The sequence below is a fragment of the Shewanella sp. MF05960 genome (genome assembly GCF_050849305.1).
In the GTDB taxonomy this organism is placed as follows: domain Bacteria; phylum Pseudomonadota; class Gammaproteobacteria; order Enterobacterales; family Shewanellaceae; genus Shewanella.
Genome location: NZ_JBOZPS010000011.1, coordinates 123,456 through 134,986 on the forward strand (window position 1 = coordinate 123,456; position 11,531 = coordinate 134,986).

Genomic DNA, 11,531 nt, shown 5'->3' on the forward strand with positions numbered 1-11,531 from the left:
TTTACTTATTGTGTTAGCGCAACGCATTAACGCTTATGCTGACATGCACCACGGTCAACGTTACCTGGGCCGCTGGTTGCACACTTAAGGCAAGCCCATTCGTCCTCTCTAATATCGATTTCATCTTGATAATGACTAAATTGACTGTGTTGGGTTTGGCGCTGCTTTTTTTGTAAGTGCGTTATGCGGTTATTTAACCAACGACAGCTAGGGTCGTCGACCATGCTTGGCCGCGTTTGACTTGATGAAAAATGAGATGGTTGATTGGCATCGATGTGTTGTTGCAAACTCGGTTTGAGGTAAATATCGTCAGCGCGATACTCTAACGCTGAACTCGTTTCTGAGGGTAATGTGATGCGATTACCTTGATGATCAATCGCTGATTGTGGTGGTAAATCATTGACGTTGTCGTTACTAAGCTCAGTGGTATTTTTAGACGGTTGTTTATTTAACTGAATGAGCTCAGCGGCAACGGCTACCGAGGAAGCCCATAAAGAGGTTATCGACAATACGCCACATATAGCAGCGTATTGAACTTGGCGGGTTAGCATGTGCATTCCTTGCGCGGTCAAATATTAACCATTCAGTGTAGTCGCACAATGATAAAACGCGAGCCATTATAATGAGTCTGCTAAAAGCCCAAACTGACAGATATACCCGCATAAGTTTCGTTTAAGCTGCCTTGTTGGCCGTCAACCCGGGCTTGTTGTTTAATGTCTTCTAAGGCAATGCTGTGGCTAATATGGGCGACAATCGCAAGATTATCGCTAAATTGATGCTCTGCTTCTAGGCCAAATTGCACATGGTTGGCACCGTCGTGGTCTTCGCTACTGTAGCCAAAATCAAACCCTTGCAATACATAAGGTGTTAGCGTGAGTTGTGGGTTGATTTCCCAAGGACTGTGTACGCTCAGGGTAACAAAGTAACCAGACGCTTCAGTGGCATAAGTATAGTTGACGGCGGGGACCAACCAATCAATGCCGCTGTAGGTGATTGAGCTAAAAAATTCATTGTCGGATGCGCGATCATCGCCATAAAATTCTAGGCGTTGGTAGCCTATAGTGGCGTCAATGTCATCGTGTAGAGATACGCTGTATTCTAACCCAGCATTCCATTCGGTGTAATGTACTTGGTCTGCTCGGCCAATCACGGCAAAAACCACCATGTCATTATGTTCAACGCTGGCAACTGCCCAGGCAATGCCGCCTTTATCTAGGTTGTCGCGACCCTCTGTAATGTAATGATTCTCCCAACCCACATCTAAGCCAAAGCTTGGCTGAGCATCAGCGAGGGCTAATGCAGGTGTTGACAGTGCTAAGCTAATTACCGCAAGTACCGGTAAAAAAACAGTAGTAACACCATGTTTAAAACTAACAGTACAGAAAGCAAAGGTCATGTGTTGGCCCAAGGTTATGGTGCAGAGTGATGGTACATAGATGTGTTCGTAATGAGTATGGTATCTGTTTAATGTATAAATTAAATGATAATCAGTCTCGTTTGAGACCTAGTAAACAATAATCAAAGTGTAAATTAAGTGTAAATTAAAACTGTGGAAGCCGTCACTTTAATTGTATGAATAATACGCTAGCGCGAACTCAGCAGATCAATCGTTAATTCATTCATCGCGATAATAGATCTTGAAAACGCAGTAAATTGACCCAATATATGTAGCAATTGACCCTATATAAGTCGTCACACGAATTATTTCGAGGAATCTTTATGAGCAATCCATTGCTAAATAGCGCGGCGTTACCCGAGTTTTCTAAAATCAAACCAGAACACATTCAGCCTGCGGTTGAGCAAGCCATTGCCAAATGTCGTGAAACCATTGATGTTTTATTGGCTAAAAATAGCCAATATACCTGGGACAACCTGATTGCCCCCCTTGAAGAAGTGGACGACGAATTAAGTAAAGCGTGGTCACCGGTATCGCACATGAATTCGGTTGTGAGCAGCGATGCATTGCGTGATGCCCATGATGCGTGTTTACCATTATTGTCTGATTACGGTACCTATGTTGGCCAGCATCAAGGGTTGTATGAGGCGTATAAATCAATTCATCAATCAGCTGATTTTGCCGAGTTAACTCAAGCGCAGAAAAAAGTTATTGAACAAAGCTTACTCGATTTTGAATTGTCGGGCATTGGCTTAGATGATGGTCAAAAAGCGCGTTATGGCGAGATTGTTAAGCGTCTATCTGAGTTAACTAGCAATTTTTCTAATCAGTTACTAGATGCTACCGAAGCCTGGACCAAGTTGATTATCGACGAGGCTGATCTAGCGGGTTTACCTGAGTCGGCAGTGGCCGCAGCTAAAGCAATGGCTGAAGCCAAAGAGCTAAAAGGTTGGTTGTTTACCCTTGATTTTCCATCCTATTTACCGGTGATGACCTACAGTGAAAACCGTGAGTTACGCGAAGAATGCTACCGTGCATTTGTCACCCGCGCCTCTGATCAAGGCCCAAATGCCGGTGAGTTTGATAACACTAATAACATGAACGAAATCGTGGCATTACGTCATGAGTTAGCCAATCTACTGGGTTTTGCCAGTTACGCAGATAAATCACTTGCCACCAAAATGGCAGAGTCACCAGAGCAGGTGTTGGGCTTTTTAAATGAATTAGGTCAGCGCTCAAAAGGCCAGGCGGCAACAGAATTAGCTGAACTACGCGCCTTTGCTAAAGAACACTATGATGTTAGCGAAATGGCTTCATGGGATTTAAGTTTTTATGCCGAAAAACTGCAGCAACACAAATATGAAGTGTCGCAAGAAATTTTACGTCCGTACTTCCCAGAAGACAAAGTCTTATCAGGCTTATTCTTTACCGTTAACAAGCTATTTGGCTTAACGATTAACGAACAAAAAGGTATCGATACCTGGCACAAAGACGTGCGCTTCTTTGATATTTTTGACGCCGATAACGTACATCGTGGCAGCTTTTATTTAGATTTATATGCTCGCAGCGGTAAACGTGGCGGCGCATGGATGGACGATTGCCGTGGCCGTCGTATTACCTCTACCGGTCTGCAAAAACCAGTGGCTTACTTAACCTGTAACTTTAATGGCCCAGTAGACGGCAAGCCGGCGTTATTTACCCACGACGAAGTTACTACGTTATTCCACGAGTTTGGCCACGGTATCCACCACATGCTAACCAAAGTCGATGTTGGCGGCGTATCGGGCATTAACGGTGTGCCTTGGGATGCCGTAGAGTTACCAAGTCAATTTATGGAAAACTGGTGCTGGCAAGAAGAAGCCTTAGCGGAAATCTCTGGCCACTACGAAACTGGCGAGCCATTACCAAAAGCATTGCTCGACAAAATGTTAGCGGCAAAGAACTTCCAGTCAGGCATGATGATGGTGCGCCAGCTTGAATTCTCGTTGTTCGATTTTAGAATGCACCATGAGTTTGACCCAGCAAAAGGCGTCGATATTCAAGGTATTTTAGACGAAGTACGCAGCCAAATAGCGGTATTAACCCCACCAAGCTTTAACCGCTTTCAACACGGTTTTGCCCACATTTTTGCCGGTGGATATGCTGCAGGTTATTACAGCTATAAATGGGCTGAAGTGTTATCGGCTGATGCGTTCTCACGTTTTGAAGACGAAGGCATCTTTAACCCAGAAACCGGTAAAAGCTTCTTAAATAACATTCTTGAAATGGGCGGAAGTGAAGAGCCAATGGAGCTGTTTAAACGCTTTATGGGCCGCGAACCCAACACAGATGCATTACTGCGTCACAGTGGTATTGCCGCGTAAATCATTAATGTAAACACTTTAAAAACCGACATTGATTGTCGGTTTTTTTATGCCTGCGATTTGATTCACTGGCGATATTTTGGTTGATAAATAAAATAAAGTTATCGCTTATCGATAATTTATTGTCGAATAAAAATAACTATGTTAACGTTAAATTAACATTAACCAACCTAGAATCATCATGGATAGAATTGTTTCACTCAGTAAATGGATTAAATTACTCATCGTTTTTTTAGCCTTATTACAAGTCAGTAGCTATGGCGGCACCATGGTGCTCGGCGAGTTTCAAGCTGGCGAATATGTACTCACAATTGACTGGTGGGGCTGGTTTAGCAGTTACCTTGCCGTTGATTTTGGTAGCCCCTGGCAGGCCCTTGCGCAAAGCCTTTATGATGCTGGCTTCCATCCTGGGTTAATTCTGGGCGGTGTTGAAATACTGCCTTACCTGTTTATTTATTATTTTTTATATCAGTTATTCACTTTGTATCAACAGGGGCAGGTGTTCACCCCAGGTAATTTTCGCTGTTTAAGCAACATTGCTTTGGTCTTTTTAACGTGGATTTTACTCAGCCTTTTCTATCCGATGATCATCGCTTTTTCACTGCACTTTAGCGGTACATCCAGTGCGGTCCCTGTTTATTTTAGCTTGGGAAGCCAGGAGCTAAAGTATGCGCTGTTTGGAATGATTTTTTATTGTGTGGCCTGGGTGATGAAGCACGCGACAGAGCTGCAAGAAGAGGCGGAGTTAACCATTTAATGGCCATTATTATTGAGCTAGACGTGATGCTGGCAAAGCGCAAAATGAAGTCAACTGAACTAGCTGAATTGGTGGGTATTACACCGCAAAATTTGTCGGTATTACGTAGCGGCCGCGCTAAAGCGATTCGGTTTTCAACACTCGACGCCATTTGCCAGCATTTACAGTGCTCGCCAGGTGACATTTTAATCCACAAGGAAGATGAATAATTAAGGACAATGATATGCAAAATACAGTAAAAAAAATGATCTCGGTGGCAATGATTAGCACGACAATGCTCATTATCTCTGGCTGTACGGTGCGCTTAAGTGAAGAGAGTTTTATTGCCAATGATAAAGAGCCCGTGGCCTTTAGCACTGAGTTCACTCAAGCATTACAACAAGCCATGCCGAATCATCTAATCACTCAATTGAACCTAGAGGCAAGTGATCACGTTAAGCTGAATGGTTTTTTTATTAATAATCCTGCAAGCAACACAACCCTAGTGTTTTATCAGGGTAATGGCATGAAAATTCAGCCACATTGTTTGGCCGATTTAACGGCATTATCAGCGCTTAACACAGATATCTTAGTCATGGATCGCCGTGGTATTGGCGCTAGTGAAGGTAAGCCGCTGATTAACAATATTATCTTGGATGCCCAGCAACAATTAGACTATGTACAGCAACAATACCAACCCGAAAAAATCATATTGCATGGTTACTCGTTAGGCAGTTTTATTGCCGCAGAATTAGCCAGAAATAATAAAATAGATGCATTGGTTTTACACGGTTCGGCCACTAATGCCGACGATTGGGTCGATGAGAAAACGCCCTGGTACATGGCACCGTTTATGAGCCTGGAAATGCCCCAAGACTTTCGTAATATCGATAATCAAAAAGTGGTTACCCATGATTACCAAGGCCCATTATTGGTGATTGCCGGAGAGGATGATGATGAAGTGCCGCCAGCGCTTGCTGAAAAACTGTTTGCTGCGAGCAAGTCTGCTAATAAGCAGTTCATTATGGTACCTAATGTCGGCCATCAAGGCATGCTAGAAGAGGCAACTACAATGCAGCAGTATCAGGCCTTTATTACCGAGCTTTGATTGAGCGGAAAATCGACATAAAAAAGAGGCGCAACGCGCCTCTTCGTTTGGTTACGCTTTGAGTAATAACTTACGCTAACTTTAAATCATACTGGTTGCGGTACATCACCATGTCTTCGATGGTGAGAACAGGCATATTGTGCTTTAAACCAAAGGCGACGATTTCTGGCGTTTTCGCCATGCTGCCATCTTCGTTGGTGAGTTCACATAACACGCCAGCAGGCATTAAGCCGGCCATTTGCATTAAATCAACCGTACCTTCAGTGTGACCGCGACGAGACATCACCCCGCCAGCGCGAGCGCGTAGCGGAAATACGTGTCCAGGATGGGCTAAGTCTGATGCTTTAGCATTACGGTTTGCCGCCGTTTTTATGGTGGTAACACGGTCTTGTGCTGAAACGCCTGTAGTCACACCCACTTTCGCTTCAATAGAGATGGTAAAAGCGGTTTGATTGGCGCTATTGTTATTAACAACCATCGGTGGCAATTCAAGCTTATTAGCATGCTCGTCGGTTAAGCATAAACACACAATGCCGCTGCATTCGCGGATCATCAATGCCATTTGGGCTGTGGTTAAATGCTCAACTGAATAAATAATATCGCCTTCGTTTTCGCGATCTTCATCATCGAGTAACAATACACCGCGGCCTTCTCTAAGCGCTGCAAGTGCATTTTCGACGCGTGTAATAGGTTCGCCAAATTCGGCAAGTAGTGATAACTGATTCATGGTTGTACTCCTAAAATGACCAGAATCAGGGCTTGTAAAGAGGGATATAAATCCAAAACAAATTGCATCAAAAAGCCGTGGGCTGATTGATGTATCTCTATTCTCTCTCATCCGGACTATAACCGTCGGCTCTGGACTGTTAGACATTACCTTTAAGCAATACTAAGTCACCAGATCTGCTGACCTCGACGAATCGAGCGCTCGCGGGCTTACTTTTTCAAGTTTACCGCCGGTGGGGAATTGCGCCCCGCCCTGAGAATTATAAACAATGTTGTTTGCGTTGAGCATTTGTCGATAACGATAAATGCTGTTGTTCATCTTGTCAGTGTTTTAACAACACCAACAAGTTAACACCGCATTGCTATGGTAATCAGTTAAGCCTGAGATGAAAAGGGGGATGAGTCGCAAAAAGAGTAACAAATTTCGGTACGCTGTTGAGTTTGTGTTGATGATTGAGTGTTAAATAAGTCAAAGACAGCAAAGCTCCTTGCTCGCTGGTATGACCTTTGTTAGCCTGTCGCGCTAACAATAGGAGTAGTGGTAAATGAATCTGTATTTTCGTTTTGCGTTATTGTTTTTATGGCGAATTGGCCATTGCAAACGTATTGATTTTTTAGGCACCAGTAAAATTAACTATCGGGTTTTGCCGTTAGATTGCGACATCAATATGCATTTAACCAACTCTCGCTATCCTGCTTTTATGGATTTAGCGCGTACTTATTTGATTGCTGAAATTGGTTTAATGAAGCAATTTTTAAAGAATAAGTGGTTACCCATAGTCAATGCTGCAGAGTTTACTTATATTCGCGATATTAAACCGTTTGAAAAGTTTACCATTGAAACCAAGATAGTCGGTTGGGATGAAAAATACTTTTATATTGAGCATCGTATCGTGACAGCGCGAGGTTTGCATTGTATTGCGCATGTTCGCGGGGTATTTGTATGCCGTGGTAAGCAAGTGCCTATCGAAACCTTAATTGAAGCAGCGGGTTATACCGGTGGTACGCCTGAATTACCTGCCGAAGTGGTAAAATGGAAACAGTTTTTACAACTCAAAAAAGAGTGTAATACATAACTATCATTGATTTTTAGTATATTTAGATCAATCAATCTGACTCTGTCGTATTAGCAATTTTAGGTTGATAAGGTGAAAGGAGTAGCACGGTGGCATTAGAGAAATTCAGTGATATTTGGGCGCGAGCTTGTGAGCGTAAAGGCGGACCTGCTGTCGTTAAGTCATTGCTACCCAATACACTCGACGCTGATGAGATCAGTGAATATACCGATGCGCAGTTACTTTCAGTGATGAGTAAACGTGTTTTTCAAAGTGGTTTTGTATGGCGAGTGGTCGACAATAAATGGCCAGCTTACGAAAAAGCCTTCTTTGACTTTGAACCAATGAAAGTATTGATGTTATCGCCAGATCAAATTCAGCAGCGTGCCAGCGATCCTGCGCTTATTCGTCATCAAAAGAAAACCCAAGCGATTGTTGATAATGCTTACATGATCCAGCAGATTAATGCTGAACACGGCAGCTTTGCTGAATTTATTGCACATTGGCCAAGTGATGACATAACGGGTTTATGGCAAGTGCTTAAAAAACGTGGCACTCGTTTAGGTGGTAATACCGGCCCTTATTTTTTACGCGCAATAGGTAAAGACACCTTTTTGATGAGCCAAGATGTGCAAGCGTATTTAACCGGCCATAAGGTAGTGGATGCGGGCTTTACCTCGCAAACTGCATTGCGCCAAACCCAAGCGGCGTTTAATCATTGGCAGCAAGAGTCTGGCATGAGCTTAGCTGAAATAAGCCGTGTTATTTCTTTGGGTGTGGGCGATAACCGTGTTTAGACAGACTTAATAAGTATTACGCCTGATAGCGGCACAAAAACACGTTGACGATTTCTGCCGCGTGCTGGTCTTTTTCTTCGTCAGTTAACGGCTCGATAATTTGAAAAATTAACGGCCAAAAACATTGGCCTTTAATTAAATTTTGGACTTGGTCTTGGGCCTGTTCAATATCATCTACATTGATGCGGCCATCTTTGTTGGCCGCTTTAATCCAACGTAAAATCGCGGTTTCTTCTTTAATTATTTTTTTGATTTCTTGTTGCATTTCAGATGCATAAAACAAGTGGCCAATCACCATTCTCGACACTTCAATGTGTTCTTCTGACTGAATATGATCAATATCACAGCGTACTAACTGTTGTAATTGCGGTGCTAGCGGCTTGCCTGGGTTATAAGGCTCAGAAGGTTGCGATAATGCCTGTTGCCATAACTCGGTCATTAAGATCATCACTAAGGCTTCTTTGGTGGCAAAGTGATTGTAAACCGTGCGTTTAGACACTCCAGCCACTTCTGCTAATTTGTCCATACTCGTCGCCGCAACCCCTAATGCTTTAAAGGTCGTTCTGGCGGCTTCAATAATGGCCGCACGTTTAATTTGGCTACGAGTTTGTTTTTCTTGAGTCATGATCAGCACTGTATTCAATTTTATGGAAGATATTTTACACTGAGCAGTTTACTTTTCAATGAGAGATTATTAAACTACACCGTGTAGTGTACTTTATTGGTGTTGAAATGAAAATATTAACCGGTGTTATTGTCGGGTTTTTGGTGTTAGCTGCGATTATATGGCTCACTAAAACATGGTCAGCTGCCAATAAAAGCCAGCCTTTCATTAATAGTGAAAAAGCTTATCAAGCGGGGTTAAGCAGTTTATGGCCTATCGCCAAAGCTTATTGGAATACCCAGCGCCAGGCGCCAGCCCCTCAAAATGCCGTGCCGTTAGAGGCGCTAACGCCAACTATCCTAGCGCAATCGACAGAAGATGCTGTTTATCGCTTAGGCCACTCAACGTTACTGATGCGTATTGATGGTGAATACGTGTTAATCGACCCGGTTTTTAGCGAACGAGCATCACCTGTACAATGGGCTGGGCCGAAGCGTTTTCATCAATCACCAATTAGTATTGCCGATTTACCGGCCATCAAAACGGTTATTATTAGCCACGATCATTATGATCATCTCGATAAAGCCGCGATTGAACAATTAATCGGCAAAGTACAACATTTTGTGACGCCGCTTAACGTCGGAAAATACTTAACATCATGGGGTGTCGACCCTATTCAAGTGACCGAGCTTGAGTGGTGGCAGTCTGTTGAGTTAAATGGTTTACATATCACCGCTACGCCAGCGCAGCATTTTTCTGGCCGTGGTTTGCTAGACCGTAATCAAACATTATGGGCCAGTTGGGTTATCCAGGGGTCGCAGCACAAGGTGTTTTTTAGCGGCGACAGTGGCTATTTTAAAGGTTTTAAAGAAATTGGTGAGCGTTTGGGGCCGTTTGATCTGAGCATGATTGAAACGGGTGCCTATAATGACTTATGGAGTGATATCCATATGTTGCCAGAGCAAAGTCTACAGGCGCATATCGATGTTAACGCTAAGGCAATGATGCCAGTACATAATGGCACTTTCGATTTGGCATTACATGACTGGTTTGAACCTTTCGAGCGTATTAACACATTAGCCAAACAGCATAACGTCACCTTGTTGACCCCTAAATTTGGCCAGGCAGTGATGTTGGCAAATCCACAGGCTAACCAATTATGGTGGCGCGAGATAATGGTAAATCCAGCGATGGATGATACAGAACAACAGGTTAATTCAACCAAGATGGATGAATTAAATGAGGTTGTCACGGATCATAATTAATCTATGTTGATAGTAGTGCTATCTAACCCGAATGCAATTAAGTTGATATTGTCAACATGTTGCCGTAAGGTGCGCTAAAATAAGTGATTGGATCTAATTTGTTTGATTGCTCATTTGCAAGCAACAAGTTATTAACAAATTAGCTATATATAACCTAAACTTATTATTTATTTACAATTTATTGTATTAGGTTGAGTTGTTTGAATTTTGTACCTATGCGATAAAGAACACAGAAAATTTAACAGTTTAATTTTAGCTATTTTCAGATGGAATGCCTCAAGACTGAGGAACCATATTGAACGTAAATCGGAGTAGGAGCACACATGCATAAAGCATTGAAAATCGCCGCGGTTATATCAGCCGCATTATGGATTACCGCTTGTGGCAAGGCTGAGGATGGCCAGGCACAGCAACAGCAGCAACCTCCTTCTCCCGTAGGCGTAATGACAGTTGAAGCTGTATCTCAAACCCTTATGGTTGAGCTACCTGGTCGTAGTCGTGCATTTTTAGAAGCAGAAGTGCGTCCACAGGTTTCTGGTATTGTTACCAAGCGTGCCTTTACCGAAGGCAGCGAAGTGACTCAAGGTCAGTCACTTTATCAAATCGATTCAGCAACCTATAAAGCGGCATTAATCAGTGCCGAAGCAGACTTAGCCAGTGCCAATGCCGCATTCGGTTCTGCTAAAGCAAAAGCCGCTCGTTACGCTAAATTGGTGAAAACCAATGCAGTGAGTCAACAAGATTTTGATGAAACCGAAGCTGCATACAAAGAAGCGCAAGCCGCGGTCACAGTGGCAAAAGCGGCAATTAATACTGCTAACATTAACCTTGAGTACACCGAGGTTAAAGCGCCGATAGCTGGCCGAATTGGTAAATCATCGGTGACGGCAGGGGCATTGGTTACGGCTAATCAGGCCACAACGCTCGCGACCATTCAGCAACTTGATCCCATTAATATCGACATCGTTCAATCAAGTGTTCAACTATTACGCTTAAAAGCCAACCTACGTTCAGGCCAGTTACTGAAAAGCGACAACGCTGAAGTGACATTAATGCTTGAAGATGGCAGCACTTATGACCATCAAGGTACTCTACAATTTGCTGAGGTGAATGTAGACGAAACGACCGGTTCGGTGACATTGCGTGCAGAGTTCCCTAACCCTGAAGGTATGTTATTGCCCGGTATGTATGTGCGCGCCCAGTTAAATGCTGGTCAGGACCCTAATGCGATTTTAGTGCCGCAACGCGCTATAACTCGTAACAATAAAGGCCAAGCGGTTGCAATGGTCGTCGACAAAGATAACCACGCAGAAATGCGCGTAGTGACAACAGCTGAAGTGATTGGCAACCAATGGCGTATTGTTGAAGGTTTAGCGGTGGGCGACAAATTAATTGTCGAAGGTCTGCAAAAAATCCGCCCAGGCGCACCGGTTTCACCACAAGTATTAACGGCTGACGAATCACAAAAGTAGGGATAAATT

The 11,531-nt window shown here is 43.4% G+C and carries 12 protein-coding genes and 1 riboswitch; of the genes, 8 read left to right on the plus strand and 4 right to left on the minus strand.

Features of this window, described 5'->3' with window-relative positions:
• Positions 1-26: 26 nt before the first annotated feature.
• Both ACROAE_RS12910 and ACROAE_RS12915 read right to left on the minus strand, forming a co-directional pair.
• Positions 27-551: a hypothetical protein gene (locus ACROAE_RS12910; RefSeq protein ID WP_432402353.1), complete on the minus strand. Its 525-nt coding sequence runs from the start codon at positions 549-551 to the stop codon at positions 27-29.
• A gap of 80 nt (positions 552-631) precedes the next feature.
• Entirely contained in the window at positions 632-1,396 is a 765-nt protein-coding gene (locus ACROAE_RS12915) for a hypothetical protein (RefSeq protein ID WP_432402355.1), read from the minus strand.
• A gap of 323 nt (positions 1,397-1,719) precedes the next feature.
• Here ACROAE_RS12915 and prlC point away from each other — a divergent pair, with 323 nt between their 5' ends.
• The 4 genes from prlC to ACROAE_RS12935 all read left to right on the plus strand — a co-directional run bounded on the left by prlC (position 1,720) and on the right by ACROAE_RS12935 (position 5,603).
• Entirely contained in the window at positions 1,720-3,759 is a 2,040-nt protein-coding gene (gene prlC / locus ACROAE_RS12920) for an oligopeptidase A (RefSeq protein WP_432402357.1), read from the plus strand.
• A 181-nt stretch (positions 3,760-3,940) separates the two neighbouring features.
• On the plus strand, positions 3,941-4,516 hold the full coding sequence (locus ACROAE_RS12925) for a DUF2975 domain-containing protein (protein ID WP_432402359.1): 576 nt from the start codon (positions 3,941-3,943) through the stop codon (positions 4,514-4,516).
• Positions 4,516-4,725, plus strand: a complete 210-nt coding sequence (locus ACROAE_RS12930; protein ID WP_432402361.1) for a helix-turn-helix domain-containing protein — start codon at positions 4,516-4,518, stop codon at positions 4,723-4,725. Before ACROAE_RS12925 ends, ACROAE_RS12930 begins: the two co-directional genes overlap by 1 nt.
• Positions 4,726-4,739: 14 nt before the next feature.
• Positions 4,740-5,603: an alpha/beta hydrolase family protein gene (locus ACROAE_RS12935; RefSeq protein WP_432402363.1), complete on the plus strand. Its 864-nt coding sequence runs from the start codon at positions 4,740-4,742 to the stop codon at positions 5,601-5,603.
• Between the two features lie 70 nt (positions 5,604-5,673).
• Here the strand turns inward: ACROAE_RS12935 and ribB are convergent, their stop codons facing one another.
• Positions 5,674-6,330 carry a 3,4-dihydroxy-2-butanone-4-phosphate synthase gene (gene ribB / locus ACROAE_RS12940; RefSeq protein WP_432402365.1) on the minus strand — a complete coding sequence of 219 codons (657 nt, stop codon included), beginning with the start codon at positions 6,328-6,330 and terminating at the stop codon, positions 5,674-5,676.
• A 95-nt stretch (positions 6,331-6,425) separates the two neighbouring features.
• Positions 6,426-6,594: riboswitch (FMN riboswitch) on the minus strand.
• Positions 6,595-6,874: 280 nt separating this feature from the next.
• Between ribB and ACROAE_RS12945 the strand changes: the two genes are divergently transcribed.
• Together ACROAE_RS12945 and ACROAE_RS12950 are read left to right on the plus strand one after the other, a co-directional pair.
• Positions 6,875-7,405, plus strand: coding sequence for a thioesterase family protein (locus ACROAE_RS12945; protein ID WP_432402367.1), 531 nt, complete (start codon positions 6,875-6,877; stop codon positions 7,403-7,405).
• 89 nt (positions 7,406-7,494) lie between these two features.
• Positions 7,495-8,181 (plus strand): DNA-3-methyladenine glycosylase I, encoded by a 687-nt coding sequence (locus tag ACROAE_RS12950; RefSeq protein ID WP_432402369.1) that lies wholly within the window; start codon positions 7,495-7,497, stop codon positions 8,179-8,181.
• 16 nt (positions 8,182-8,197) lie between these two features.
• Here ACROAE_RS12950 and ACROAE_RS12955 read toward each other — a convergent pair whose 3' ends face one another.
• On the minus strand, positions 8,198-8,806 hold the full coding sequence (locus tag ACROAE_RS12955) for a TetR/AcrR family transcriptional regulator (RefSeq protein WP_432402371.1): 609 nt from the start codon (positions 8,804-8,806) through the stop codon (positions 8,198-8,200).
• Positions 8,807-8,913: 107 nt separating this feature from the next.
• On the opposite strand from ACROAE_RS12955, the gene ACROAE_RS12960 reads away from it, so the two are divergent.
• The gene (locus ACROAE_RS12960) at positions 8,914-10,050 is read left to right on the plus strand and encodes an MBL fold metallo-hydrolase (RefSeq protein ID WP_432402373.1); all 1,137 of its coding nucleotides are present in this window, start codon (positions 8,914-8,916) and stop codon (positions 10,048-10,050) included.
• A gap of 323 nt (positions 10,051-10,373) precedes the next feature.
• Positions 10,374-11,522 carry an efflux RND transporter periplasmic adaptor subunit gene (locus ACROAE_RS12965; protein ID WP_432402375.1) on the plus strand — a complete coding sequence of 383 codons (1,149 nt, stop codon included), beginning with the start codon at positions 10,374-10,376 and terminating at the stop codon, positions 11,520-11,522.
• Positions 11,523-11,531: the final 9 nt, after the last annotated feature.